This is a genomic window from Actinomadura sp. 21ATH (assembly GCF_041951345.1).
In the GTDB taxonomy this organism is placed as follows: Bacteria; Actinomycetota; Actinomycetes; order Streptosporangiales; family Streptosporangiaceae; genus Spirillospora.
Genome location: NZ_JBGNUR010000027.1, coordinates 44,435 through 70,647 on the forward strand (window position 1 = coordinate 44,435; position 26,213 = coordinate 70,647).

Genomic DNA, 26,213 nt, shown 5'->3' on the forward strand with positions numbered 1-26,213 from the left:
TCCCCGCGGGCCGCCGCCCGCGGGGAGGCGGGACTCAGGCGCCGGGCGCGAACGCCTCCAGGGCCTCGCGGGCGCGGCGCAGCGACTCCGCCGGGTCCGCCGCCGGCCCGCTGATCTCCGGATCGAAGTTCAGGTCCACGAACAGCTCGGTCATCCCCTGCGCGGCGATGTCGTCGAAGTCGGCGCGGATCTCCTCGTACGAGCCGGTCAGCGGCCGCCGGTCCGCCCGGCCCCCCGCGCGCACCCGTACCGCCGCGCGGCACACGAACCGCAGGGCCGCCGGGTCGCGCCCGGCCTCCTCCGCCGCCTCCCGGACGACCGCGATCGACCGCCCCAGCGACCCCGGATCGGCCCGGCTGGCGCTCACCCAGCCCGCCGCCAGCCGCCCCGCCCGGCGCAGCGCGGAGTCGGCCGCGCCGCCCAGCAGGATCGGCGGCTCCGGCGACTGCACCGGCGCCGGGCCCATCACCACCGGCGGGAACCGGTGGAACTCGCCCTCGAAGCCCTCGCCGCCGGCCCACAGCGCCCGCATCGCGGCGATGAACTCCTCGGCCCGCGCGCCGCGCCGCTGCATCGGCGCGCCCGACGCCGCGAACTCCTCGGGCATCCAGCCGATCCCGAGCCCGAGGTCCAGCCGCCCGGCCGCGACCCGGTCCAGCGTCGCCGCCTGCTTGGCCAGCAGCACCGGCGAGTAGAACGGCATGTTGACGATCGCCACGCCCAGCCTGATCCGCTCGGTCAGCCCCGCCAGGTACGCCAGCGTCACCAGCGGGTCCGGAACGTCCCGGTACGGGGTGTCGGTGGCCCCGGCAGGGTTGAGCAGCCGCTGGAGCGTCCAGACCGAGTGGTACCCGAGCTCCTCGGCCCGCCGGGCCACCGACGCCTGGCCCGCCGGTTCCGACCAGCCGCCCGACACCGGCACGGCGAACCCGATCAGCACGTTCTGCCTCCCCTTGTCCTCACGATCCGACCCGGGCGACTCTACCGAGCGGGCTCCTCCCACCCGCCGCCGGCCAGGAAGCGCTCGATCACCGCCGCGTACGGCGCGGGGTCCAGGCCCTTGCCCGCGGCCCAGCCGTCGTCGTGGACGCCGCGCAGGTGCCGCTCGCCCGCGTCGGCCACCAGCGACACGATCGTTCCCTCCTCGCCCCGCTCCATGAGCCGCGCCGCCAGCCGCAGCGCGCCCCACAGGTTCGCGCCCGTCGACCCGCCCACCGCGAGCCCGGTGGCCGCGCGCACCGCCCGCGCCCCGGCGACGCTCGCCGCGTCCGGCACCGGCAGCATCAGGTCGACCAGCGACGGCAGGAAACCCGGCTCCATGCGGGGACGCCCGATGCCCTCGATCCGCGACGGCATCCCGGTCGCGTAGTCCCGCGCGCCCGTCGCCCAGCCTGGAAAGTACGCCGAGTTCTCCGGGTCCACGACCGCCAGCCGCGCCGCCAGGCCGCGGTGCCGGACGTACCGGCCAAGGCTCGCCGCCGTGGCGCCCGTACCTGCCCCGACGACCACCCAGGCGGCATCGGGCACCTGCGCGAACAGCTCCCCGGCGACGTCGTCGCCGCGCCAGTCCAGCGCCCGCTCGGCCCACGCGAACTGGTCGAGGTAGCAGCCCCCGGTGTCGTCCGCCACCCGCCGCGCCTCGTCGTAGATCGCCAGCGGCGGCGTCACGAACCGGCACTCGCCGCCCAGCTCCCGCACCGGCCGCGCCTTCGCCGGGTCGTCCTTCCCGGGCATCACCGCGACGTACGGCAGGCCCAGCAGCCGCGCCATGTACGCCTGCGCCACCGCCGCGTTGCCGCCGGTCGCCTCCACCACCGTGCCGCCCTCGGTGATCCGGCCGCAGGCGATCGCGTGCCGGAACAGGGCGCGTGCCGAACGGTGCTTGAGGCCGCCCGTCGGATGCGCGGACTCGTCCTTGAACAGCAGCGTGACGCCCTGGCCCGGCAGCGGGAACGGGATCAGGGGCGTCGGGCCGAGCTCGCCGCGCTCGGCGTCCAGCCGCCCGATCGCGAGCGCCGCCCAGGCCCGCTCGTCTCGATCATCAGCCACGGGATCATGAAACCACCCGGGCGGCGGTCAGGAGGCGGCGACGATGAAGCTGGAGTTGCCGAAGCCGACCTCGTCCCCGGGCCGCACCCGGGTCGGCCCGGTGAGCCGCCAGCCGTTGAGCCGGGTGCCGTTCATCGAGCCGAGATCGGAGATCATCCACTCCTCGTCGGCCCGGTAGATCTCGGCGTGAAACCGGGAGACGGTCAGGTCGGTGAGGATGAACTGGCACCCGGGCGCGCGCCCCACCACGATCCGGGTCAGCCCCGGCGGCGGCAGCATGAACCGCGGCAGCCGCGGCGCCCGCCACGCCGCCTCGAACCGCGCCGTCACCTGCGAGACCGACGAGATCAGCCCGGTCAGCCGGCCGACCACCCGGTTGGTGGGCGGCAGGTCGTGCACGATGTCGGCCAGTTCGGCCTGGCTCTGGGCGCGCAGCACCTGGTCGACCCGGCGTTCGAACGTCTCGTGCGACATCCGGCCCTCGGCCACCCGGTCACTGAGGACGCGCAGGATCCGGTCGCGCTCCATGTCGGACGCTCTCACCGGGAACGCGGGCTGACCGTCCATAGCTGTGAGTATCCAGAACCTCTCAACGACTGTCTAGCAGGGGCTTTCGGGAGCGAGGTGAAGATCATTGCTGGACCGTACTTTCGCATGTTAGACGTCCCCCGGCCACCCAAAGTTCGAACTTCCCCCCGGCCCCGGCCCGTCTGGCAGCAGCGGCGGCATCAGGAGTAGCGGTCCGCTCGGCACGGAACACGTAGGAAAAATCCGACGTATAGTGTCTGCCATGCACCTCACGTGGGAGGCCGCCGATGACTGAGGTCGAGGACCGGCTGTTCGCCGCGCTGGCCAGCCCTGTGCGGCGGGAGGTCCTGCGGCTGCTCCGCGACCAGGGGCCGACACCGGTCAACGAGCTCGCCGGGCACTTCGCCATGGCCCGCCCGAGCTTCTCCGAGCAGCTGCGGGTGCTGCGCGAGGCCGGGCTCGTGGACGAGCGCCGCGAGGGCCGCCGCCGGCTCTACCGGCTGCGGCCCGAGCCGCTGGCGGAGGTCCAGGAGTGGCTCCACCCCTTCGAGCGCTTCTGGCGCGAACGCCTGGACGGCCTCAGTGACGTCCTTGACAGCCTGGAAGACGATGACACATGACGGAGACCGCATGATCGAAGACGACCCGACCGCGATCAGCGTCGGCCGGTTCCTCGCGCACCCGCCCGCCAAGGTGTGGCGGGCGCTGACCGAACCGGAACTGCTGGCCCGCTGGCTGATGCCCGGCGACTTCCGCCTGGAGGTCGGCCACCGCTACCTGATGAACACCCGGCCCGTACCGGCGACCGGGTTCTCCGGGAAGGTGCTGGCCGAGGTCCTCGCCTTCGAGGCGGAGAGGATGCTCCAGGTCTCCTGGAAGGACGCCGAGCGCGGCGGCACCGACTGGACGCTCACCTGGACGCTCCGTCCCGAGGGCCGCGGCACCCGGCTGTTCCTGCTCCACGAGGGCTTCGACCCCGGCAACCCGTTGCACCAGCGTTCCCGCGGCATCATGGGCGGCGGCTGGCGCGGCCACGTGATGCGCGCCCTGGAACGCGTCCTCGGCGCCGAGGAAGAGGTGGTCCCCATGTCCGGCCAGGCCGGGCGCTTCCGCGCCGCCGCCGACGGCTTCGCCGCCAGGATCGCCGCCGTCCCGCCCGGCGGCTGGGACGCCCCCAGCCCCTGCCCCGGCTGGTCGGCGCGCGACGTGGCCGCCCACGTCATCTCCGAGACCCGCCGTATCGCGGCCACCGTCCGCGGCACCTCGCCCGAACCCGTCCACGGCGTGGGCCTGGCCGCGATGGGCACGCCGCCGCGGGTCGAGTCCGACGCCGCCCTGGGCGACGCCTGGGCCCGCGTCAGCGCGGACCTGACCGCCGCGATCGACGATCCGGCCTGCCGCGCGGCGAAGCTGCCCACCCCGGTCGGCGAGACACCGTTCGCCGATGTCGCCGAGGCGCTGCCGGAGGACGTCCTCGTCCACACCTGGGACCTGGCCCGCGCGACCGGCGGCGACGAGCGGCTGGACCCCGGCCTCGTCGCCCACGTCTACGAGCACCTCAAGCCGATGGACGAGGCGCTGCGGCAGCCGTGGGCGTTCGGCCCGAAGCTGCCCGTGCCGGCGGGCGCCGACCTGCAGACCGAGTTCCTGTGCTTCGTCGGCAGGAAGGTCTGACAGCGGCCGCCCCCGCGTACCGGCGTTCACCACTTGTAGTCGAGGAACTTCCCGTCGAACGTGACGACGACGCGGTCGCCCTCGGGGTCGGGACGGCGGGCGATGCCGACGCGGAAGTTGATGGCGCTCATGATCCCGTCGCCGAACTCCTCGTGGATGAGCTCCTTGAGGGCCGGGCCGTACACCGCCAGCGCCTCGGCGAAGCGGTAGATCGTGGGGTCGGCCGTCAGGGCCGGGTCCGCGCCGCGGGCGGGCTGGAGCCGGAGGCTCTCGGCGACCGCCTCGTCCAGCTCCAGCAGGTCGCACACGCGCCGGGCCTGCTCCTCCGTCATCGGATGCTGCCCGAGCAGCGCCGCGGTCGACCACACGACGGGGGCGCCGATCTCGTCGGCGATCCGGGCCCAGGACAGGCCGCGGCGCAGCCGGGCGGCGACCACCAGGGCGGCGGCGTCGGACTTCCTCATGATCGGGTTCATGGAGCGAAGGCTAGGGCGATAACAGCCGGTACGGGCCGCTGTGAGCCCAACGTGACGGGATGATCTTCGCCTCGTCACATGCCGGAAATACGCGCTTTCCAAACTCGGCCGGACATCAGCCGGAACCCGGTCACGCCCGCTCGCGCGTGCCGGGCCGCACCATGAGAAAGCGACGCCATGTCCTATCTGAACCCCTCAGAGTTCGTCACCAAGATGATCGACGCCGGCGAGGCCAAGGCGTTCATGTCCACCCGCGACACCATCATCCGCGCCTACATGGCCGGCGCCATCCTCGCGCTGGCCGCGGCGTTCGCGGTCACGATCAGCGTGCAGACGGGCCAGCCCCTCCTCGGGGCCGTGCTCTTCCCGGTCGGCTTCTGCATGCTGTACCTGCTGGGATTCGACCTGCTCACCGGCGTCTTCACGCTGGTCCCGCTGGCGCTGATCGACAAGCGGCCCGGCGTGAACGTCCGCGCGGTGCTGCGCAACTGGTGGCTGGTCCTCGTCGGCAACTTCGCCGGTGCGCTGACCGTCGCGGCCATGATGGCGTGCATCTTCACGTTCTCGTTCACCGCCGACCCGAACGAGGTCGGCCGGGCGATCGGCACCATCGGCGAGTCGCGGACGGTCGGCTACGCCGAGCACGGCGCCGCCGGGATGCTGACGCTCTTCATCCGGGGCGTCCTGTGCAACTGGATGGTGTCCACGGGCGTCGTCGCCGCGATGATCTCGACGTCGGTCTCGGGCAAGGTGATCGGCATGTGGATGCCCGTCCTGGTGTTCTTCTACATGGGCTTCGAGCACTCGATCGTCAACATGTACCTGTTCCCGTCCGGCCTGATGCTCGGCGGCGACTTCTCGGTCGCGGACTACCTCCTGTGGAACGAGATCCCGACGGTGGTCGGCAACCTGGTGGGCGGCCTGACGTTCGTGGGGCTCACGCTGTACGCCACGCACGCCCGCACGGGCGCGGCCCGCAACGCGCCGGTGCTCCCCGAGAAGGTCGCCGTCCCGGTCAAGTGAGGCGGCGCGGCCGGACGCCGCCACGCCGGGCCCCGCGCCGCCGCCGTGCTACGAGAGGGGGCCGCCCGGCAGGCGGCCGCGGGACGCGGGGGCGATGTCCTTGGCCGGCCCCTGCCATTCCAGCAGGAGGATGGTGGCGTCGTCGTCGAGGCGGCCCGCGTGGTGGTCGAGGATGCCGCGGATGAGCCGGCGCAGCGTTTCGGGCACCGGGAGGCCGTCGGCGTCGCGGCGGATGATGAAGTCGACGAAGCGGTGCAGGCCGAACTCCCGGCCGTGCGGATCGCGGGCCTCCACGATCCCGTCGGTGTAGAGCAGCACCCGGTCGCCGGGTTCGAGCTGCTCCTGGCACGGTTCGGCGGCCACCCCCAGGCCGGTGCCCAGGGGGCCGGCCGGTTCGCAGTCCAGGCTCGTGACCCAGCGCCCGCCGCGGATGACCACCGGCGGCGGGTGGCCGTGGTTCACCCACGACAGCGCGCCCGTACGGGTGTCCAGGGTGGCCAGGAGCGCGGTGACGAAGCTGCCGGAGTCGAACTGCCGCTCGAGCACCTCCTCGATCGCCTGGCCGGTCTCGACGAGTCCCGCGCCCTGCAGGCGGCTGTTGCGGGCGGCGGCCACGGCGAGGCTCGCGGTCAGCCCGGACGTGGTGTCGTGCCCCATGGCGTCGAAGATCGCCAGATTGACGATGTCGCCGGCCAGGCCGTAGTCGAAGGCGTCGCCGCCGAGCTGGTACGCCGGTTCCAGGGCCGCGCCGATGATCACGCGGTCGTTGGCGAACGTCAGCGGCGGCATCAGCCGCCACTGCATCTCGGCCGACACCGTCATGGGACGCACCCGGACGAGCCGGGAGTAGGTGTCGCTCAGCGGGCGCTTGCTCACCACCATCAGCGCCACCAGGCCCACCAGGCGCCACAGCAGCTGCAGGGCGTCCGGGGCGTCGCTCTCCACGGTCGCGCGGACCGCCCCGACGCGCTCGGTGCCGTCCAGCAGCGGCACCCACCACTGCTCCGCGCCGTCCTCCAGCGACTGGCCCTGGACCATCTCCAGGCTCTGGTAGGCGCGCCCCGCCAGCGTCCCCTCGATGCGCATCTCCATTGCCGCGCCGTCCGGGACGGTGTCGTCGTCGCGGCCGGTCAGCAGGCGGAGCACGTCCTGCTGCAGATCCGCGACATAGATCAGGATGTCGCGGAAGCCGGCGCGGGAGGCGTGCCGGGCCAGCGCCGTGGGGATCTGCTGCATCGACAGCAGGTGGCTGGCCTCGATCAGCTCTCCCAGCACCTGCTCCGCGTCATCGGCACGCATCGGCATCCATCTCGGCTAGAACCCGGGCCGCCCGAGCCCTGGCGCCGCCGCCGGCCGCCGACCCCACCGTCCGGTCCTTTCTGCCCCGCTCACCAGGTGCGGAAACAGGAGGATCAGTCGACGCGCTCGGCGTTGGAGACGTAGCCACCCCCGCCCGGGTAGACCCAGGCCCCGTTGAGCGTGCGGCCGTCGGCGCTGAAGGTGCCCTGGAAGTAGGCGGGCGACCCGCGGTCGCCGGCCCAGATGGTGAGGGTGTCGCCGTCGATCTCGTAGGTGTAGTCGAGGGTGCTGCCGTCGTCGCCGTAGTAGCGGGACTTGATGTCCGCGCTGGGCTCGGCCATCAGCGGCCGCTCCCGGCCGATGATCTCGAAGCCGTACGTGTCGCCCAGGTGCACGTCCTGCCGGAGGAAGAAGTCGTTCAGCCAGCGGTAGGTCACGGTGCCCTCGTGCCCGCCGCTGATCTTCCAGGTGCCGACAAGCCTGGCCAGTGCCTGAAGCGCCGCGTCGCCGGTCATCGCCGTCTCCCTCGCAGTGGGATCTCAGTGGGTGCGAGCAATTTATCCCGGCCGGTACCGCGGGGACCGCCGTCCCGGCGGAGTGGCCGGAAGCGGCGTCCCGGGAACGATCGGGCGACCCGCCGCAGGGAAGGCGCCCTCCGCCGAAGTCGCCGGCCTTCGACGACGGCCCGCGCGGCCGCGCGCCCGGGCGCGCTGGGGCCGGCCGCCGCGGCGCCCGGCCCCGGCGGCGCTGTCAGGCGAGGAGGTCGCGGGCGATGTGGGTCACCTGGATCTCGTCGGTGCCGGCGTAGATCTGGAACGACTTGGCGTCGCGGGCGAGCTGCTCGACGCGGTACTCCGACATGTAGCCGTTGCCGCCGAACAGCTGGACGGCCTCCATCGCCACCTCCGAGGCGGCCTGGGCGGAGTACAGCTTCATCGCCGACGCCTCGGCCAGCGTCGGGGTGCGGCCGGCGCGCTGCATCTCGATGTGGCGGAACACCAGGTTCTGGACGTTCAGCCGGGCGACCTCCATCTTGGCCAGCTTGAGCTGGATGAGCTGGAAGTCGCCGATCCGCTGCCCCCACAGCTCGCGCTTCTTGGCGTAGTCGACCGACAGCCGCAGGCACTCCTCGATGACGCCGAGGGACATGGCGGCGACGCCGGCGCGCTCGGTGACGAAGTTGGCCTTGGCCGACTCCTTGCCGCCGCCGGAGCCGGAGTTCAGCAGCCGGTCCGGGCCGACCTGGACGTCGTTCAGGAACAGCTCGCCGGTGGGGGAGGAGTGCAGGCCCATCTTGCGCAGCGGCCTGCTCTGCTCCAGGCCCGGCATGCCCCGGTCGAGGACGAAGGTGAGGATCTCCCGGTCGCGGGCGTCGCGCCCGTCGTCGAGCTTGCAGTAGAAGACGATCGTGTCCGCGTACGGGCCGTTGGTGATGAACGTCTTGCTGCCGTTGAGGACCCACCCGTCGCCGGACGGCCGCGCGGTGGCCTGCATGCCGCCGAACGCGTCCGACCCCGAGTTCGGCTCGGTGATCGCCCACGCGCCGATCTTGTCGAAGGTGAGCAGGTCCAGCGCCCAGCGGCGCTTCTGCTCGGTGCTGCCGCGCCCGGCGATGGTCCCGGCGGCCAGCCCGAGGCTGACGCCCATGGCCGAGACCATCCCGGGCGCGACCTTGCACAGCTCGATGACGGGCAGCATGGTCATGGCCGCGTTCCCGCCGCCGCCGGAGCCCTTCTCACCGCCGGCCTCGCCGGCCTCCTCGCGCTCCAGCCGGGCCTGGAACGACGAGCGGGCCAGCTCGTCCATGCCGAAGGTCTTGTAGAGGCTCCGGATGAGGTCGTACGGGGGGAGCTCGCCGGACTCCAGCCGGTCGGCCTGGGGCCGGACCTCGGCCTCGATCCAGTCGCGCACCGCGTCCCGGATCATCAGATCTTCGTCGGACCACTCGATCATGCGGGTGTCGCCCTCGCTCTCGCCTGGTGGGGCGTCCATCCAAGCAGAAGATGAAAGCGAGCGCTTACCGCGGGGTCACTTCTCGAACGACACCACGTCGGCCAGCACGCCGCCGGCGGAGGTGAGCCGGTCCTCGGCCGGGCTGTCGTAGACGACCAGCAGCTTCGGGCGGCCGTCGTGGTCGGTCTCGTCCAGGACCGCGATGCCCTCGGCGTGGTCGTCGCCGTCGCCGTACGGCAGCGGGCCCAGGACCTGCAGCTCGTCGGCGTGCACGATGCCGGGGGCGTCCACGGTGACGGCGCCGGGCCAGCGCACGACCCGCACCGGGCCGTCCAGGTCCATGCTGGGGCCGGTCAGGACGAGCAGGTCGTCGCCGTGCGGGCACAGGTCCCGCACGCCCAGGCCGCCCAGGTCGAGGAAGTGGGTGCGGTAGCGCTCGCCGTCCTCGCCGATCCTGCGCAGCCGCAGGCGCCGCGGGTCGTCCGGGTGGGTCTCGGGGTGGATCTCCACGAGCACCGCCCAGCCGCGCAGCACCGGCCCGCGGAACCCGATGTAGAGGCGCTCGCCGTGCGCGGCGATGCCCTCGATGTCGACCCCGTTGTCCTTGCTGGGGACGGCCAGGAACGGCCCCAGGTGCGGGTCGTCGGCCAGCAGGTCGGTGAGCGCGTCGCCGCGCCCGCCGAGCACGGCGGCGGTGCGGCCGCCGTCGGCCGCCACCACCTCCGGCAGCCCGTCCGCGCCGGTGACCAGGGGCATCCGCGCGATGATGAACCGGTTCTCCTCGCGGACCACGGTGGCCAGCCGCTTGCGCGACTTGGCGTCGGACTGGTCCGGCTTGATCTTCTTGCGCTTGAGGCTGTGCGACCCGATCGCCCAGAGCCACCCGTTCGTGCGGGCCAGCCCCTCGATGTCGGCCTCCTCGTCCGGCCCCGCCGGCAGCGGGATCAGGTCGGCGAGCCGCACGGTGCGCTGGCCGGCGTAGCCGGTGACGTGCCCCTGGGCGTCGGTGGTCGCGGTCAGCCGCTCGATGGTGGCGGTCTCGTCGCCGGCCACCCACAGGCAGGAGCCGTCCTGGCGGACGGCGGACAGGTTGGTGTGCGTCTCGGCCTCGCGGCTCTCCTGCGCGAAGCGGAGCTCGACCCGGCGTTCCACGATCATTCGGCGATGGTTTCACATTCCGGCGGGACCGGTCCCGGCCCCCGGGTGAACGTTCCAGCGAACGTTCAGGGTTTCGGGCTTGCGGAAAACCAGTCCGCGCGGCCGCGGGACGGGCCCGGGTGCGAGCCGCAGGCCCGGCAGGCGGTCCAGCAGCGCCTCCAGGACGGCGCGCGTCTCGAGCCGGGCCAGGTGCGCGCCGAAGCAGAAGTGCGGGCCGTGCGCGAACGCCAGGTGCTCGGCGGCGTTCGCGCGGCGGACGTCGTAGCGGTCGGGGTCGGGGAAGGCGGCGGGGTCGCGGTTGGCGCCCGCCAGGGACACGCGCACCAGGTCGCCCTTGCGGATCGGGGCGCCCTCCAGCTCCACGTCGCGGGTGGCGTACCGGTCGACGACCGAGGCCGAGGGCTCCAGCCGCAGCGACTCCTCGATCGCGGCCGGCAGCAGCGCGGGGTCGGCGCGGACCAGGTCGAGTTCGGCGGGATGGGCCAGCAGGTGCAGGACGGCGTTGGCGATCATCCCCTCGGTGGTGTCGATGCCGCCGAACATCAGCACCGCCGCGTTGGCGACGACCTCGGCGCCGGTCAGGCCCTCCTCCTGGTGGGTGGCCTCGGCGAGCAGGGAGGTGGTGCCGGGTTCGGCGGCGGCCTCCTGGACCGCGGCGCGCAGCTTCGCGTACGCCTCGTCCGCGCGCGGGTCCGGCTCGCCGCCCGCGGTGATGGCGGAGACGGCCTCGACGAACGCCTCGTACCAGGACCGGATCGTCGCGGCGTCGGCGCCGCGCAGCCCGAGCGCCTCGGCGACCACCGCCACCGCCAGCGGCCCGGCCAGCTCGCCGCGCAGCTCCGCCGCGCCGGCGGGGGCCAGCGCCGCCGTGAGCCGCCCGGCCTCGGCCTCGACGAACGCGGTGAAGCGCTCGCGCGTACGGGCCGGGCGGAACGGCCGCGCGAACGGCTCCCGGTGGCGGGCGTGCGCGCGGCCGTCCAGCGACAGCATGCTCGGCCCGAGCAGCCGCGCGGTGGAGAAGCGCGGGTCGTCGACGGTGAACGTCGCGGCGTCGCGCATCACCGCCAGCGCGGGGCGGCGGGCGGTGACGAGCCAGCCGTCCAGCGCCGGCAGCCAGGAGACGGGCTCGCGGGCGCGCAGCCGGGCCAGGTGGGGGTGCGGGTCGCCCTCCAGGTCGGCCACGGTGACGGCCGCGCCGAGGGGGAACCGGTCGATGAGCTCGGAATCCACCACGAAAGGGTACGCGCCCCCGCGATCACCCGCTCCTGATCTACAATGTAAAGGCGCCGGGCCGGTCGCGCCACCAGGCCCGGCCGTCCTCCGGCAGCGTGTAGATCGGGTCGTAGTACTCGTACCGGCGGGTCAGCGCGTCCGGGTCGCCGCTCTCCAGCCCGGTGCGGTAGTTCTTCGTCCAGTACGAGACGCCGCGCTCGCGGTCGTAGTCGGCGAGCTGGTGCACCCACCGCTTGCCGACGTAGGGGACGTCGCACACGATCCGCGGCGTGGCGAACCCCGGCAGGTAGCCCATGATGGCGTGCTGGAGCTCCTGCGCCTCCCAGACCGCCACGCGCCAGTGCTCGCTGCCGGGGATCATGTCGCACATGTACAGGTAGTACGGCAGGATCCCGGCCTCGTCGAGCAGCCCGAACGACAGGTCCAGCAGATCGGCCGGCGTGGCGTTGACGCCGCGCAGCAGCACGCCCTGGTTGCGCACGTCGCGGATGCCGGTGTCCAGCAGCGCGCGGGCGGCCCTGGCGACCAGCGGGGTGAGCGACCGGGCGGTGTTGACGTGGGTGTGCACGGCGATCTGCACGCCGCGCGCGTTGGCCTTGGCCGCCAGCCGCTCCATGCCGGCGCGCACCTCGTCCTGCAGCCAGTGCTGCGGCAGTCCCATGAGCGCCTTGGTCGCCAGCCGGACGTCGCGGATGTTGTCGATGCCGAGCAGCGCGTCGACGAACGCCTCCAGCCGCGGCCACGGCAGGTTCGCCACGTCGCCGCCGGACACGACCACGTCCCGGACACCGGGGGAGCGGCGCAGGTAGTCGAGCATCGCGCCGTGCCGGTCCGAGGCCTTGATCGTGAACTTGTGCTTGTCGACCGCCGGGGTGGAGTTGCCGACCAGGTCCATCCGGGTGCAGTGCCCGCAGTACTGGGGGCAGGTCGGCAGCAGCTCGGCCAGCACCTTGGTGGGGTAGCGGTGGGTGAGCCCCTCGACCGCCCACATCTCGGCCTCGTGCAGGGAGTCGCGTGCGGCGTACGGGTGGGACGGCCAGTCGGTGCGGCGGTCGCTGTGCACCGGGATCATGTAGCGGCGGACCGGGTCGTGGTAGAACGCCTCGGTCGAGCCGGTGTCCATGGTGTTGAGCATCTGCGGCGTCACCAGCATCGACATGGTGGCGCTCTGCTTCTGGTCGCGCTCCAGGTCGATGTAGAACGCCTCGTCCAGCAGGTCGCCCATGACCTGCCGCAACTGCCGGAGGTTCTTCACGCAGTGGGCGCGCTGCCACTGCGCCGACTCCCACTCCGCGGCCGTAACGTCCCGCCATCCGGGGAACCGCCGCCAGTCGGGCTCCCGCAGCGGGGTACGTCGGTAGGCGTAGGGCTGGTGGGCCTCCTGGGCGACGTCCGGGTCGGGACGTAGGGCGGTGGTCATCGTCGACCCCTCCTCGCAGCGTTCCGGCCTGGGTGCCGGTACCGGTGGGCGCCGGTTCCAGTGCCGCAAAAATCTTGTATACGGCCGACGTTACGGGAAGAATTGCGATTCAACCAGTGATAGCGCGTATATCTTACGTGACCTGCGGAATGATCGACGATGACCGACGGTGAGGGGCGTCAGATGACCATGACCGAGGCCGGGCTGCACCGCGTGCTGGAGCCGGAGGGCGTGCTGCCCCAGGCGGCGCGCCGGCTCGACACCGACCCGCGGATCCGGCCCGACGAGGTCCGGGTACGGGTCGAGCGCCTCAACCTGGACGCCGCCTCGTACCGGCAGCTGCACACCGCCCACGGCGGCGACCCGGACGCGATCCGCCGCGAGGTGCTGGAGATCGTCCGGAGCCGCGGCAAGATGCACAACCCCGTCACCGGCTCGGGCGGCATGCTGGTCGGCGTCGTCGACGAGGCCGGCCCGGACTCCCCGCTCGGCCTCAAGCCCGGCGACCGGATCGCCACGCTCGTCTCCCTCACCCTCACCCCGCTCGCGATCGACGACGGCCTCGCCCGCTGGGACGGCCGCTCCGAGCAGGTCCCCGCCTCCGGCCACGCCATCCTGTTCGCCCGCTCCATCGCCGCCGTGCTCCCCGCCGACCTCCCGGTGCCGCTGGCGCTGTCGGTCATGGACGTGTGCGGCGCGCCCGCCCTCACCCGCCGCGTCGTCACCCGCGCCGCCGCCGGGGGAGTGGCGCCGGTCGTCGCCGTCCTGGGCGCGGCCGGCAAGAGCGGGTCGCTGTCGCTGGCCGCCGCCCGGCGGGCCGGCGCCGCCCGCACGATCGGGCTGGTCCCCTCCGAGGACGAGGAGCGCCGCCTCGCCGCGACCGGCCTGGCCGACCGCGTCGTCCGCGCCGACGCCCGCGACCCCGTCGCCGTCGCCGCCGCGATCGGCGAGCCCGCCGGCGTCACCGTCGTGTGCGTGGACGTGCCCGGCTGCGAGCACGGCGCGATCCTGGCCACCGCCCCCGGCGGCACCGTCGTCTTCTTCTCGATGGCCACCTCCTTCTCCGCCGCCGCGCTCGGCGCCGAGGGACTGGCCGCCGACGTCACCATGCTCATCGGGAACGGCTACGTCCCCGGGCACGCCGCCCTCGCGCTGGACCTGCTGCGCGCCGAACCCGGGGTTCGTGCCCTGTTCACCGCCGGGCCCGGTCGCGATTCGGCACAATGACCCGGGTATGCCCCGGCGGGGGAGCGGATCCGAGCATCGAGGAGACACACCGATGGCGAGCATCACCCGGGCGTTGAGCGACATCGACCCGAAGGAGCGGCAGGCCCGGATCGTCGAGGTCCTGGTCGAGGCGTTCTCGGACCTGATGGAACGCAGCCCGGCCGAGTTCCGCCGGCGCTTCCGCAAGATGGCGTCCGACCCGTTCGCGTTCTACCGGGGGAGTGCCTGCCTCTTCTACGCCGACATCGTCGGCGACGACGACCCCTGGGCCGACGAGCGCACCGCCCGCGTGTGGATCCAGGGCGACCTGCACGCGCAGAACTTCGGCACGTACATGAACGACGACGGCGTCTTCGTCTTCGACGTCAACGACTTCGACGAGGCGTACGTCGGCCACTTCACCTGGGACGTCAAGCGGCTGGTGGCGAGCCTGGCGCTGCTGGCCTGGAGCAAGGCGATCTCCGACGCCGACATCCGCCGCCTCATCGAGACCTACGTGCGCGCCTACGTCGACCAGGTCCGCAAGTTCGCGGCGAGCGCCGGCGACCACGCGTTCGCGCTCACGCTCGACAACACCGAGGGCCACATCCGCGACGTGCTCATCGCCGCGCTGTCGTCCACCCGGATCGAGCTGCTGGAGGGCAAGACGCTGGTCGACCAGCACGAGCGCCGCTTCCGTGAGCGGTCCGGCGTGCGCCGCCTGGGCGAGGAGGAGCGCGCCAAGGTCGAGCGCGCGTACCAGGAGTACCTCCAGACGATCCCCAAGGAGAAGCGCTTCGGGAGCCTCACCTACCAGGTCAAGGACATCGTCGGCGCCTCCGGCTTCGGCATCGGCTCGGCCGGGCTGTCGGCGTACAACATCCTGGTGGAGGGCCGCAGCCAGGCCCTGGAGAACGACGTCATCCTGTCGATGAAGCAGGGCAACGTCGCCGCGCCCAGCCGCGTCGTCGACGACCCCCGCATCCGCGAGTACTTCCGCCACCACGGCCACCGCACCGCCGTCTCCCGGCGCGCGCTGCAGGCCAACACCGACCCGTGGCTCGGCTACACCGAGATCGACGGCGTCGGCTTCGTCGTGCAGGAGCTGTCGCCGTACGAGGCCGACCTGGACTGGTCCGGGCTGACCGAGCCGGAGGACATGATCTCCCTGCTGGACGACCTCGGCCGCGCCACCGCCAAGATCCACTGCGTGTCCGACACCGACTCCGACCACACGCTGGTCGGCTTCCAGGTCGAGGACGCCATCGACGCGGTCATCGGCCCGGACGAGAACGCCTTCGTCGAGGCCATGGTCGCCTTCGGCACCGAGTACGCCGCCATCGTCCGCGACGACCACCGCCTCTTCGTCGACGCGTTCCGCAACGGGGAGATCCCCGGTCTCTGACTCAGCGCCGGGTCAGGACGCGGGCGACCGCCGCGGCGATGACCGTGACCAGGATCCAGCCGGCGGCCACCAGCGCGTACGAGAACCACTGGGGGCCGCCGGCCGGGTTGAAGGCGCGCTCCTGGCCGAGGTCGACCAGCGGCAGCAGCAGGTCGAGGGTGTAGACGACCGGGTTGAAGTGCGGCGCCTCGCCCGGCTTGAGCGGCGCGGGCGGGTCCGCCGCGTACACCAGGCTCCCCGCCGTGACCAGCAGCGCCAGCCACAGCACCGCGCGCCACGGCTGGTAGCCGTAGCCGACGGTGCCGTCCTGGACCACGCCCCACACCTTCCCGAACGGCGCGATCCCGCGCCGGTGCGCGCGCTCCTTGTGCAGCAGGACGCGGCGCGCCTCCTTGGGCTGGCCCAGCGCGGCGTACGAGGCGGCGAGGTGCTCGTACGGCTGGGGCTGGTAGCCGTCCGGTTCGAGGGCCAGCCAGCGCAGCCGCCGCCGCGCGGGCAGGCGCGGCTCCAGGGCCTCGTAGACGAGGCCGTTGAGGGACAGCGCCGCCGGCCACCGGTCCGGGTCGTCGCGGATGAGGGTGAGCCGGGCGTGGTCGAGCGCGACCGCGCCCTGGACGGGCTCGGCGGGGCGCAGGGCGAGCTGGCCGGCCTGGAGGTGGCGGCCGTCGAGCGCGGTGCCGCCGGGGTTGGCCAGCCGGCTGTCCTTGAGGTCGAGGACCCGGCCGACGCGGGCGCCCGTCACCTTGACCTTGCCGATCGCCGTCATGCCCGTGCAGAACAGGTCGGCGCCGATCTCGGCCCGCGACAGCCGCAGGCAGGTCCGCCCGGGGCGCTCCAGGTGCGCCCGGCCCAGCAGCAGGCGCCCGGTGATGCGGGCGACGGTGGCGGTGAACTCGCCGTGGACCCGCAGCCCCTTGCAGTCGAACGTGGCGCCGACGGTGACGTTGTCGGCGGCGATCCCGGCGCCCTCGCCGTCCAGGCGCGCGCCGGCGAGGGTGAGGTCGTTGGCGACCTGGGCGCCCGCCAGCCGCACGGTGCCGCCGTCGACGGTCAGGTCCGCGGCGTCGACGTCGTTCACCGTGAGCTGGTCGAGCAGCAGCGCGACGCCTCCCGGGGCCGACAGCGACGCGCCGGGGATGGTGAGGAAGGTGCGGATCTGGGCGCCGGGGAAGCGCACCTCGCCCTCGGCGGTGAAGCCGCGCCGGGCGAAGAACGGGCCCTCGACGACGAGGCCGCCGGCGGCCAGGGCGATGCGGCCGGGGTTGCTCAGCGTGGCCGCGTCGAACACCACGTCCCCCGCGACGCGGGCGCTGCGCAGCGTCGTCAGGCCCCGGACGGTGACCCCGGTGGCGAGGAGGCCGCCGTTGAGCGCGGCGCGATTGAGGGCCAGGGCCTCCGCGCCGGGCTCGGGCGCCTCGATGACGGCGTTCTCCAGGCCGAGGCGGGCCTCCACGCGGGCGTTGCGGAGGCGGACCGCGCCGGCGGCGTGGAAACCGTCGTCGGCCTCCATGGCGCCGTCCACGACCAGGCCGTCGGCGGCGAGGGCGACGCCGTCGGGGTCGGGGCCGACGCGGGCGGCGCGCAGCGAGATCTCGCCGCTGATGCGGGCGCGGTCGAGTCGCAGGCCCCGCCGGACGGTGCCGCGGTGCAGGTTGAGCAGGCCGTCCATGGCCAGCCGCGCGGCGTTGACGTGGGGGATGTCGCACCCGGTCAGCCGGATCGTCCGGGTGGTCGCCTCGACCAGCCGGATGGGGCCGTCGAAGCGGCAGTCCTCGCAGACCAGCGTGTAGGGGACCTCGGCGCCGATCAGGTCGAGGCGGCCGGTGATCCGGGCGCCGCGCAGCCGGATCGCGGGGCGCCGCCCGGGGGCGGGCGGGACGGCGCCGAGCAGCAGGGCGGCGATGACCTCGGCGCGGACCGTGCGCGCGGGACCCCAGGCCGCGGCGTTCGCGACGTCGTCCGCGGCGGGGTCGCCGGTGCGGAGGTCGGCCCAGCCGCCGTGCGGGAACGCCTTCCAGAGGAGCTTCTCGGGCCTGCTGAGCCGCCGTCTCGCCATGGGGACAATCCTGCCGGGCGGGGAACGATACCGGGGGAGCTTGATCGTCAAGGTGAAGGCTCTTGCGAATCGAGCGCTGAAAGCAGGAAGATCTCTGGAATGCAACGGATGGTGGAGTAGATATTGGTGAACGATCGAGGCGGAGGGGAGGCGGCAATGGCGCCGCAGGGGAAACTCGATCTCGATCCGGAGGTGGTGCGCAGGGCCCGGGCGCTGGCCGCCCGCGCCGCCGAGCCGGTCATCACGATGGCGCGCACGCACACCACGGTGTCGGTGGAGCGCGCGCTGCTGCGGATCGCCGGCCTGGCCGGCGCCGACGCCGAGGGCAGGCCGTGGGTCAACCACCTGGCCGACGCCGTCCGCGACCAGGTGGGGCTGGAGCACGGCGTCGCGCTCCCGGTCTGGGACGCGCTGCTGACCGGCCCGTACGGGACACCGGAGGACCTGGCCCGGGCCGCCGCCGGAGGGCGGGCGCAGTTCCGGCTCCCTGCGGGCGCGGACGCCAGGGAGGCGAAGGAAGCCGCGCGGGCCGCGGCGCGCGCGGGCATCGCGCGCATCGACCGGCGCCGCGCCGAGCGGGACCGGATGCTGGCGGCGGCCGGCGACCCGCCCAAGCCGTGGATCTACCTCATCGTGGCCACCGGCGACATTCACGAGGACATCCCGCAGGCGCAGGCCGCCGCCCGCGAGGGCGCCGACGTGGTCGCGGTGATCCGCTCCACCGGGCAGTCGCTGCTGGACTTCGTCCCCGAGGGCGCCACCCGCGAGGGGTACGCCGGCACCTACGCCACGCAGGAGAACTTCCGGCTGATGCGGGCCGCCCTGGACGAGGTGTCCCGCGAGCTGGGCCGCTACGTCCGGCTGACCAACTACGCCTCGGGCCTGTGCATGCCCGAGATCGCGGCGCTGGCCGGGCTGGAGCGCCTGGACATGATGCTCAACGACTGCATGTACGGGATCATCTTCCGCGACATCAACCCCCGCCGGACGTTCATCGACCAGCGCTTCTCCCGGCAGGTGCACGCCCGCGCCGGCATCACCATCAACACCGGCGAGGACAACTACCTCACCACCGCCGACGCGGTCGACGCCGCGCACACCGTGATCGTCAGCCAGCTGCTGAACGAGCGGTTCGGGCACGAGGCCGGGCTCACCGACGCCCAGCTCGGGCTGGGCCACGCCTTCGAGATCGACCCGGCCGTCCCCGAGTCGTTCCGGCTGGAGCTGGCGCACGCGCAGCTGGTGCGCGAGCTGTTCCCCGACGCGACGCTGAAGTACATGCCGCCGACCAAGCACATGACCGGCAACATCTTCGCCGGCTACCTGCTGGACGCGTTCTTCAACCTCGCCGGCGTGATGACCGGGCAGTCGATCATCCTGATCGGGATGATGACCGAGGGCATCCACACGCCCTGGCTGTCGGACCGCGACCTGGCGCTGGAGAACGTCCGGTACGTCCGCGACGCCGCCGGCGGGCTGGCCGAGGACTTCGTGCCCCGGCCCGGCGGGTTCGTGGCCGAGCGCGCGAACCGGGTACTGGGGGAGTCGGTCGAGCTGCTGGAGCGCATTGAGCGCGACGGCCTCCTGAACGCCATCGCCGCCGGCACGTTCGGCGTCACCCGGCGCCCCCCGGACGGCGGCAAGGGCCTGGACGGCGTCGCGGCCCGCGCCGGCGGGTACTTCAACCCCGCCATCGAGATCCTGGACGACGAGGACCCGCACGCCGCGCACGCCCACGAGGAGGTGCCCGCATGACGGAGCGCGCCGAGACCGCGGCCGAGGCGCCCGCGCAGCCGGCCGACACCCGGCAGGTGATCCGCCCGTACGGGGACACCACCGGCGACGCCATGGTGCAGGTGTCGTTCACCCTTCCCGTCCCGGCGGGCAAGCGCGCGGAGGCCGCCGCGCTGCAGCTGGCCGGGAGGATGGGGCTGGACCCGGCCAGCGTCGTGCACGCCAAGCCGATGGGGCCCGACTACACCTTCTTCATCGTGTACGGCCGGGTGAACCACCTCATCGACTACGCGGGCATCCCGGCGCCGCCCGAGCGCGAGTACCCGCTGCTGACCTCCAAGGAGGTCAACCTGGCGATCCGGCGGGCGCTGAACCGGCGGCTGATGGTGGTCGGCGCCTGCATCGGCACCGACGCCCACACCGTCGGCATCGACGCCATCCTGAACGTCAAGGGGTTCGCGGGGGAGAAGGGCCTGGAGTACTACCGGGAGATCCAGGTGGTGAACATGGGCGCCCAGGTCACCGTCGAGGAGCTGGTCGAGCGCGCCAAGGCCGAGGACGCCGACGCCGTCCTGGTCTCGCAGGTCGTGACGCAGCGCAACGCCCACCTGCACAACACCAAGCAGATGGCGGCCGCGTTCCACGCCGAGTACCCGACCGCCGTGGCCGCCGGGATGGGCCGGCCGCTGCTGATCGTGGGCGGCCCCCGCTTCGACACCGTCACCGCCGCCGACCTGGGCGTCGACCGCGTCTTCGGCAAGGGCACCACGCCCGCCGAGGTCGCGAGCTTCCTCGTGCACGCGCTGCTGCCCGCCGATCCGCCGCCCGCCGAGCCCACGGAGGAGACCCGATGAGCGACCCGCGCGAGGGCCTGACCGTCACCCACCGCCGCTACATCCCCTACTCGCACGCCCACTACGCCGGGAACCTGGTGGACGGCGCGTACGTGCTGGCGCTGTTCGGGGACGTGGCCACCGAGGTCAGCATCCGCGCCGACGGCGACGAGGGGCTGTTCGCCTCGTACTCCGACGTGCAGTTCCGCGCCCCCGTGCGGGCCGGGGACGTGCTGGAGACCGTCGCGACCGTGGTACGGGCCGGGCGCCGCAGCCGGGTGATGGAGTTCGAGGCGCGGGTGGTGTGCCGGGGCCGCCCGGACAAGGGCGAGTCGGCGGCCGAGGTGCTGGCCGAGCCGATCGTCGCGGTCACCGCGACCGGCACCGTGGTGGTGCCGCCGCCCGGGGCGTGACCGGCCCGGCCCGGGGCCCGCGGGGGCGGGCCCGGGGCCGCCGTGACCCCTGTGACCGGCGGGATTTCGCGCCGGTGCTCCCATCATGGGGCTGAGCTGGCGGAACGTGGAGTCGCCGCAGAACATGCGGCGGTTGACAAGGACGGGGACTTCGGTAGTTTTGCTGCAGTCCAGCACAGGACTCACCGATCGGCCGCCCACGGCGCCACCGGACCGCGCCATGACGGGATCGACGGCGGAGCACGCGAGCCCGTCCGAGCCAGGGGTGGTGACCGGCAGCCGTGCCTGGGTGGAGCCGCCCGATCGGGCGGGGGCTTGGACCCGGAAAGGGCCCGGACATCCAGTAGAAAACGGAGATCGTTCTCACCGCCTGTGGGGCGACTTCGGCCCGAGGGATGTCACGGGCCCTTTTCCGTGCCCGTCCGGAGCGCGCCAGGCGCCCGGGGCCGACGAGCCGCCCGTGCCCGTCCCGGACCGCGCCGCCCGCCGCTCCGCCGGCACGACCGCCGCGGCGACGTCCACCAGCCGGTGGGTGTCGCTCGCGGCGCCGGGCGAGGCGCGCGGCCGAGCGGCCGCCGTCCCGGCGGGTCGCGGGACGCCGGGGAACTCCGCCGCGGCGCGACCGGCGCGCCGCCCGCGACCGGCTCTCCTGCGGCAACGGGGCGGCGAACGCCGCGCGCCCGCCCTGGGGCCGCTGCGGCCCGGGCCGGGCGCGGGGGCGAGTCGCCGTGGGCGCCGCGGCCCGGTAGCGTTCCGGAGAGCGGTACTGCCGGAGAACGGCCGTCCACGGGCACGGAACAGGGAGCGGAATTGGCGCAGGAGATCCTGCCGGAACGGCCGGCGGCCGGCGGACCGGCGGCCGGCGGCGCGGGCACGGCCGGCGCCGCGGGGCGGTCGCCCGCCCGCGCCCCCGCGCCCTACTTCACCCGCTGGGAACGGCTCCGCGGCGGCGGCCGCGCCGGCTGGCCGCGCACGCTGCTGGCGGTGGCGGCCGGCCTGCTGATGTGGGCGGCGTTCCCGCCGGTGGACCTGACCCCGCTGGTCTTCCCCGGGGTGGCGCTGCTGGCCGCCGTCCTGCACGGGCTGCCCGCCCGGACCGGCGCCTGGCTCGGCTTCGTCGCCGGCGTCGCGTTCTTCGTCCCGGTCCTGGAGGGCCTGGTCAAGATCGGCCCGGACGCGTGGATCCTGCTCGCCGCCGTCCAGGCGCTCTACTTCGCCCCCATGGGCGCGGGCATCGCGCTGGTCACCCGGCTGCCCTTCTGGCCCGCCTGGGCCGCGGCGATGTGGGTCGCCGAGGAACTCGTGCGCGGCCGCGTGCCGTTCGGCGGGTTCCCCTGGGCCCGGCTGGCCTTCAGCCAGACCGCCACGCCGCTGACCCCGTACGCCTCGGTCGGCGGCGCCCCGTTCGTGACGTTCCTGACCGCGCTGATCGGCTGCCTGCTCGCGTACGCCGCGCTCGCCGTCCTCCGCGCCCTTCACGCCCGCCGCGCCCTCGCCGCGACCGGCGACGGGGACGGGCCGGACCGCGCCGCCGCGCGCCGCGCGCTGATCAGGCCGCTCGCGGTCCCGCTGGCCATCGCCGCCGCCGTCATCGGCGGCGGAGTGCTGATCCCCACCCCCACCGCCGGGCGGCCGGTCACCGTCGCGGTGATCCAGGGCAACGTCCCCCGGCTCGGCATGGACTTCAACAGCCAGCGCAAGGCCGTCCTGGACAACCACCTCGCCCGCACCCGCGAGCTGGCCGCCCGGGTACGGGCCGGCCAGGTCGCCCGCCCCGAGCTGGTGGTCTGGCCCGAGAACGCCAGCGACCTCGACCCCTACTCCGACCCCGAGGCGTACAACGCCATCCACGCCGCCGTCCAGGAGATCGGCGTCCCGGTGCTGGTCGGCGCGCTGACCGACACGCCCGACGGGGAGCGGGTGGAGAACCGCGGCATCGTCTGGGACCCCCGCAGCGGGCCGGGCGACTACTACGTCAAGCGGCACCCCGTGCCGTTCGGCGAGTACCTGCCGTTCCGCGACGTCCTCACCAAGCTCATCACCCGCTTCGAGCGGATCCCGCGCGACTTCGCCAAGGGCACCCGCTCCGGCGTGATGCGGATGGGCCCGGTCACCATCGGCGACGTGATCTGCTTCGAGGTCGCCTACGACCAGGAGGTCCGGGACGTCGCCGCCGGCGAGCTGCTGGTCGTGCAGACCAACAACGCCACCTACGGCCGCACCAGCCTGCCGCCGCAGCAGATCGCGATGTCGCGGCTGCGGGCGGTCGAGCATGGCCGTACGATCTTGGTTGCCGCGACCAGCGGCATCAGCGCGATCGTGGCCCCGGACGGCCGCATGATCGACCAGTCGCGCGAGTTCGTGCCCGACATCCAGGTGGCCTCCGTTCCGGCGCGCACGGACCGGACGCTCGCCGACCGGGCCGGCGCCCTACCGGAATGGGCGCTGGCCGCGCTGGCCGCGGGGGCGGCCGGCTGGGCCGCGTGGTTCACCGGCAGGAAGAACGAGGGGAATTGACGCCGATGGAGATCCCAGCCGAGCTCGGCCGGGTGCTCGTGATCATCCCGACGTACAACGAGCGGGACAACATCGAGGCCATCACCGGCCGGGTGCGCGAGGCGGTGCCGGCGGCCGACGTCCTGGTCGTCGACGACGCCAGCCCGGACGGCACCGGCGAGCTGGCCGACGCGCTGGCCAAGGCCGACGAGCAGGTCAGGGTGCTGCACCGCACCGGCAAGGAGGGCCTCGGCCCCGCCTACATCGCCGGGTTCCGGTGGGCCGCCGAGCACGGCTACGACGTCATGGTCGAGATGGACGCCGACGGCTCCCACCAGCCCGAGGAGCTCCCCCGCCTGCTGGCCGCGCTGCGCGACGCCGACCTGGTCATCGGCGCCCGCTACGTGCCGGGCGGCCAGGTCCGCAACTGGTCCAAGCGCCGCGAGGCCCTGTCGCGGGGCGCCAACACCTACGCCCGGCTCATGCTGGGCGTCCCGCTGCACGACTCCACCGGCGGGTTCCGCGCGTTCCGCGCCGCCACGCTGCAGAAGATCGGCCTGTCGGACGTGGACTCGCGCGGCTACTGCTTCCAGATCGACCTGGCGCTGCGCACGCTCCGCGAGGGCCTGCGGGTCGTGGAGGTGCCGATCACGTTCCTGGAGCGCACCCACGGCAGCAGCAAGATGAGCCGCGACGTGGCCGCCGAGGCGATGTGGCGGATCACGTACTGGGGGATGGCCGACCGGGTCGAGCGGCTGCGCCGGCCGCGCGGCTGAGCGGGAAACGTTCGGGGCGGTCCCGGCGTTGACCCTTACGGAAGCCCGTTCCGCCGAACCCCGAGATGGAGCCATGCCGGCACTGGTACTACTCGCGATCCTGCTGACGCCGATCCTGGAGATCCTCGGGATCGTCCTGGCGGTGAACCTGGTCGGCGGCTGGTGGACGCTGGCCGCGCTGCTGGCCACCACCGCGCTGGGCGGCTGGATCACCCGCCGGGAGGGCCGCCGGGCCTGGCGCGCGCTGCAGGGCGCCGTCCAGGGCGGCGCGCCGGCCGAGCGCGAGTTGTCGGACGCGGCGCTCGTCCTGGCGGGCGGGCTGCTCCTGCTGGCGCCCGGCTTCCTCACCGACATCGCCGGACTGGTGCTCATGCTGCCGTTCACCCGGCCGCTGCTGCGCCGCCCGCTGGCAGCCTACGGCGAGCGCCGGATCCGCGAGGCCGAGGCGCAGGTCTTCCCGCCCGGCATGACCCGCGAGTCGTTCGCCCCGTACGCGGCCCGCGCCGACCAGGGCCCCAGCGGCCGCGTGGTGCAGGGCGAGGTCGTCCAGGACGACGACGTCCCCAAGTAACGCCCCGGAACGGATCGAGCCCGCGACCTCTCAGGTCGCGGGCTCGATCACTCGTTCGGGCGTTCAGGCGCTGCGCCTGCGGCCGGCGCGAAGGATCTCCAGGCGCTCGGCCAGCACCTCCTCGAGGTCTTCCAGCGTCCGGCGCTCCATCAGCATGTCCCAGTGGGTACGGGGCGTCTTGCCCTTCTTCGCTTGGGGCAGTTCGCCGTCCACCCGCAGGGCGGTGGCGCCGCAGCTGCGGCATTCCCAGGTCATCGGCACCTCGGCCTCGGCCGCGAGCGTCACGGTGAACCGGTGGCCCTTCGTGCAGGTGTAGTCGACCTCCTGGCGAGGGGCCAGATCGGTGTTGCGATCGTTCTCGTAGCTCGTCGCTCCGAGTCGAGTGCCGCGAAGTGCGCGCTCGGCCATCGTTACGTGCCTCCCAGACGGCTTGCGGTCTCGTCTTGCCCAACGCTGGATCTCGTCACAAGATTCCCGCACCCGAGGCGATCCAACCCTGCTCTTCGCGGCCCGTTCGGGCCCCCGTGGAAAACCTTCGTTCACCCCCTGTTCAGGCCCGCACCGCGCCCGCCCGCCGGGTTCGATCACGGCCGGAGCCCGCGGCCGCCGCGGTGGCGGTCAGCCGCGCGTGGTGAGGATGTCGTCGATCAGGCCGTACTCCCTGGCCTCCTCGGCGGTGAAGTAGCGCTCGCGGTCCAGGTCGCGGCGGACCTCCGCCGGGTCACGGCCGGTGGCCTCGGCGACGATCGACTCCATCTGGGCGCGCAGCCGCAGGATCTCCTCCGCCTGGATCTGCATGTCGCTGGACTGGCCCCGGATCGCGCCCTCCACGCTGGGCTCGTGCAGCAGGATCCGGGAGCGCGCCAGCGCGGCCCGCCGCCCCTTGGCGCCGGCGGCCAGCAGGATCGCGGCCGCCGAGGCGGCCTGCCCCACGCAGGTGGTCTCGACCTCCGGCCTGATGTAGTTCATCGTGTCGTGGATGGCCAGCATCGCGGTCAGCGACCCGCCCGGCGAGTTGATGTAGATGCTGATCGGCCGGTCGGGGTCCATGCCCTCCAGCGCCAGCAGCTGGGCGGTGACGTCGTTGGCGGAGGTGTCGTCGACGGGCGTCCCGAGGAACACGATGCGGTCCTCGAAGAGCTTGTTGTACGGCGTCATCTCCTTGGTGCCCCAGCTCGTCCGCTCGACGAACGAGGGCACGTGGTACCGGCTCTGGGGGCGCATCACGACCCCACCCGGTCGGTGCTGTCGATGACGTGGTCGACCATGCCGTACTCCTTGGCCTGCTCGGCGGTGAACCAGCGGTCCCGGTCGGAGTCGGCCCGGATCTGCTCCAGCGTGCGGCCGGTGTGCCGGGCGTGCAGCTCGGCCAGGACCGTCTTGAGGTACAGCGACTGCTCGGCCTGGATCTTGATGTCGGAGGCGGTGCCGCCGATGCCGCCGTGCGGCTGGTGCATCATCACCCGCGCGTGCCGCAGCGCGTACCGCTTGCCGGGGGTGCCGGCGCACAGCAGCGTCTGCCCCATGGACGCGGCCATCCCCATCGCGACGGTGGAGACGTCGTTGGGGACGAACTGCATCATGTCGTAGATCGCCATCCCGGCGTCCACGACCCCGCCGGGCGAGTTGACGTACATGGTGATGTCGCGCTGCCCGTCCTCGGCGGCGAGCAGCAGCAGCTCCCCGCAGATCCGGTTGGCGAGCTGGTTGTCGATCTCCTGCCCGAGGAACACGATCCGCTGCGACAGGAGCCGCTGCGAGAGCGCCTCGTTCACCATCGCCTCCGGCGCGCTCACCGCGGCCCGCGACCGCCCGACGTAGGTCTCCGGCCGCCCGCGCAGGGGGTTCATGGGCTCATCGGTCATCTCAGGCCTCCTTGATCGGAATGTTCAAAGCGTACATTTTGAGCA

25 protein-coding genes are annotated in these 26,213 nt (G+C 73.4%); 11 read left to right on the forward strand and 14 right to left on the reverse strand.

The window, feature by feature from the left end; translation table 11 throughout:
• Positions 1 to 34 precede the first annotated feature (34 nt).
• From ACA361_RS40005 to ACA361_RS40015, 3 genes are read right to left on the reverse strand one after another with little or no spacing between them, the layout of a single operon-like run.
• Positions 35 to 940, reverse strand: a complete 906-nt coding sequence (locus ACA361_RS40005; RefSeq protein ID WP_375020365.1) for a TIGR03619 family F420-dependent LLM class oxidoreductase — start codon at positions 938 to 940, stop codon at positions 35 to 37.
• 41 nt (positions 941 to 981) lie between these two features.
• The gene (locus ACA361_RS40010; protein WP_375020366.1) at positions 982 to 2,049 is read right to left on the reverse strand and encodes a PLP-dependent cysteine synthase family protein; all 1,068 of its coding nucleotides are present in this window, start codon (positions 2,047 to 2,049) and stop codon (positions 982 to 984) included.
• A 27-nt stretch (positions 2,050 to 2,076) separates the two neighbouring features.
• Positions 2,077 to 2,616 (reverse strand): FHA domain-containing protein, encoded by a 540-nt coding sequence (locus ACA361_RS40015; protein WP_375020367.1) that lies wholly within the window; start codon positions 2,614 to 2,616, stop codon positions 2,077 to 2,079.
• A gap of 248 nt (positions 2,617 to 2,864) precedes the next feature.
• Here ACA361_RS40015 and ACA361_RS40020 point away from each other — a divergent pair, with 248 nt between their 5' ends.
• Together ACA361_RS40020 and ACA361_RS40025 are read left to right on the forward strand one after the other, a co-directional pair.
• Complete coding sequence (locus ACA361_RS40020) at positions 2,865 to 3,197, forward strand: ArsR/SmtB family transcription factor (protein WP_375020368.1); 333 nt, start codon at positions 2,865 to 2,867, stop codon at positions 3,195 to 3,197.
• A gap of 10 nt (positions 3,198 to 3,207) precedes the next feature.
• The gene (locus ACA361_RS40025) at positions 3,208 to 4,251 is read left to right on the forward strand and encodes a TIGR03086 family metal-binding protein (protein WP_375020369.1); all 1,044 of its coding nucleotides are present in this window, start codon (positions 3,208 to 3,210) and stop codon (positions 4,249 to 4,251) included.
• Positions 4,252 to 4,277: 26 nt separating this feature from the next.
• On the opposite strand, the gene cynS is transcribed toward ACA361_RS40025, so the two are convergent.
• Entirely contained in the window at positions 4,278 to 4,727 is a 450-nt protein-coding gene (gene cynS / locus ACA361_RS40030) for a cyanase (RefSeq protein WP_375020370.1), read from the reverse strand.
• Between the two features lie 177 nt (positions 4,728 to 4,904).
• Here cynS and ACA361_RS40035 point away from each other — a divergent pair, with 177 nt between their 5' ends.
• A complete protein-coding gene (locus ACA361_RS40035; RefSeq protein WP_375020371.1) occupies positions 4,905 to 5,750 on the forward strand; it encodes a formate/nitrite transporter family protein in 846 nt (281 codons plus the stop codon).
• 48 nt (positions 5,751 to 5,798) lie between these two features.
• Here the strand turns inward: ACA361_RS40035 and ACA361_RS40040 are convergent, their stop codons facing one another.
• From ACA361_RS40040 to ACA361_RS40065, 6 genes are all read right to left on the reverse strand, one after another.
• Complete coding sequence (locus tag ACA361_RS40040; RefSeq protein ID WP_375020372.1) at positions 5,799 to 7,049, reverse strand: PP2C family protein-serine/threonine phosphatase; 1,251 nt, start codon at positions 7,047 to 7,049, stop codon at positions 5,799 to 5,801.
• Between the two features lie 113 nt (positions 7,050 to 7,162).
• Complete coding sequence (locus tag ACA361_RS40045) at positions 7,163 to 7,564, reverse strand: hypothetical protein (protein WP_375020373.1); 402 nt, start codon at positions 7,562 to 7,564, stop codon at positions 7,163 to 7,165.
• 235 nt (positions 7,565 to 7,799) lie between these two features.
• Positions 7,800 to 9,041, reverse strand: a complete 1,242-nt coding sequence (locus ACA361_RS40050; RefSeq protein WP_375020374.1) for an acyl-CoA dehydrogenase family protein — start codon at positions 9,039 to 9,041, stop codon at positions 7,800 to 7,802.
• Between the two features lie 36 nt (positions 9,042 to 9,077).
• Positions 9,078 to 10,160: a DUF3616 domain-containing protein gene (locus ACA361_RS40055; protein WP_375020375.1), complete on the reverse strand. Its 1,083-nt coding sequence runs from the start codon at positions 10,158 to 10,160 to the stop codon at positions 9,078 to 9,080.
• Between the two features lie 12 nt (positions 10,161 to 10,172).
• Positions 10,173 to 11,390, reverse strand: a complete 1,218-nt coding sequence (locus ACA361_RS40060) for a cytochrome P450 (RefSeq protein ID WP_375020376.1) — start codon at positions 11,388 to 11,390, stop codon at positions 10,173 to 10,175.
• A 40-nt stretch (positions 11,391 to 11,430) separates the two neighbouring features.
• Positions 11,431 to 12,813 carry a KamA family radical SAM protein gene (locus tag ACA361_RS40065; RefSeq protein ID WP_375020377.1) on the reverse strand — a complete coding sequence of 461 codons (1,383 nt, stop codon included), beginning with the start codon at positions 12,811 to 12,813 and terminating at the stop codon, positions 11,431 to 11,433.
• Positions 12,814 to 12,996: 183 nt separating this feature from the next.
• On the opposite strand from ACA361_RS40065, the gene ACA361_RS40070 reads away from it, so the two are divergent.
• Both ACA361_RS40070 and ACA361_RS40075 read left to right on the forward strand, forming a co-directional pair.
• The gene (locus ACA361_RS40070) at positions 12,997 to 14,040 is read left to right on the forward strand and encodes an L-erythro-3,5-diaminohexanoate dehydrogenase (RefSeq protein WP_375020378.1); all 1,044 of its coding nucleotides are present in this window, start codon (positions 12,997 to 12,999) and stop codon (positions 14,038 to 14,040) included.
• A gap of 52 nt (positions 14,041 to 14,092) precedes the next feature.
• Entirely contained in the window at positions 14,093 to 15,424 is a 1,332-nt protein-coding gene (locus ACA361_RS40075; protein ID WP_375020379.1) for a DUF2252 domain-containing protein, read from the forward strand.
• 1 nt (position 15,425) lies between these two features.
• Here ACA361_RS40075 and ACA361_RS40080 read toward each other — a convergent pair whose 3' ends face one another.
• Complete coding sequence (locus tag ACA361_RS40080) at positions 15,426 to 17,480, reverse strand: hypothetical protein (protein WP_375020380.1); 2,055 nt, start codon at positions 17,478 to 17,480, stop codon at positions 15,426 to 15,428.
• A 156-nt stretch (positions 17,481 to 17,636) separates the two neighbouring features.
• Here ACA361_RS40080 and ACA361_RS40085 point away from each other — a divergent pair, with 156 nt between their 5' ends.
• From ACA361_RS40085 to ACA361_RS40110, 6 genes are all read left to right on the forward strand, one after another.
• The gene (locus tag ACA361_RS40085) at positions 17,637 to 19,235 is read left to right on the forward strand and encodes a lysine 5,6-aminomutase subunit alpha (protein ID WP_375020381.1); all 1,599 of its coding nucleotides are present in this window, start codon (positions 17,637 to 17,639) and stop codon (positions 19,233 to 19,235) included.
• Positions 19,232 to 20,068 (forward strand): OAM dimerization domain-containing protein, encoded by an 837-nt coding sequence (locus ACA361_RS40090; protein ID WP_375020382.1) that lies wholly within the window; start codon positions 19,232 to 19,234, stop codon positions 20,066 to 20,068. Before ACA361_RS40085 ends, ACA361_RS40090 begins: the two co-directional genes overlap by 4 nt.
• Positions 20,065 to 20,460, forward strand: a complete 396-nt coding sequence (locus ACA361_RS40095) for a hotdog domain-containing protein (protein ID WP_375020383.1) — start codon at positions 20,065 to 20,067, stop codon at positions 20,458 to 20,460. The genes ACA361_RS40090 and ACA361_RS40095 overlap by 4 nt, the downstream gene beginning before the upstream one ends.
• An 810-nt stretch (positions 20,461 to 21,270) precedes the next feature.
• A complete protein-coding gene (lnt, locus tag ACA361_RS40100) occupies positions 21,271 to 22,977 on the forward strand; it encodes an apolipoprotein N-acyltransferase (protein ID WP_375020384.1) in 1,707 nt (568 codons plus the stop codon).
• Positions 22,978 to 22,982: 5 nt separating this feature from the next.
• Positions 22,983 to 23,732: a polyprenol monophosphomannose synthase gene (locus ACA361_RS40105; protein ID WP_375020385.1), complete on the forward strand. Its 750-nt coding sequence runs from the start codon at positions 22,983 to 22,985 to the stop codon at positions 23,730 to 23,732.
• A 73-nt stretch (positions 23,733 to 23,805) separates the two neighbouring features.
• A complete protein-coding gene (locus tag ACA361_RS40110) occupies positions 23,806 to 24,303 on the forward strand; it encodes an FxsA family protein (protein ID WP_375020386.1) in 498 nt (165 codons plus the stop codon).
• A gap of 63 nt (positions 24,304 to 24,366) precedes the next feature.
• On the opposite strand, the gene ACA361_RS40115 is transcribed toward ACA361_RS40110, so the two are convergent.
• From ACA361_RS40115 to ACA361_RS40125, 3 genes are all read right to left on the reverse strand, one after another.
• On the reverse strand, positions 24,367 to 24,711 hold the full coding sequence (locus tag ACA361_RS40115; RefSeq protein ID WP_375020387.1) for an RNA polymerase-binding protein RbpA: 345 nt from the start codon (positions 24,709 to 24,711) through the stop codon (positions 24,367 to 24,369).
• 210 nt (positions 24,712 to 24,921) lie between these two features.
• The gene (locus ACA361_RS40120; protein WP_375020388.1) at positions 24,922 to 25,527 is read right to left on the reverse strand and encodes an ATP-dependent Clp protease proteolytic subunit; all 606 of its coding nucleotides are present in this window, start codon (positions 25,525 to 25,527) and stop codon (positions 24,922 to 24,924) included.
• Entirely contained in the window at positions 25,527 to 26,081 is a 555-nt protein-coding gene (locus tag ACA361_RS40125; protein WP_375020403.1) for a ClpP family protease, read from the reverse strand. The genes ACA361_RS40120 and ACA361_RS40125 overlap by 1 nt, the downstream gene beginning before the upstream one ends.
• Positions 26,082 to 26,213: the final 132 nt, after the last annotated feature.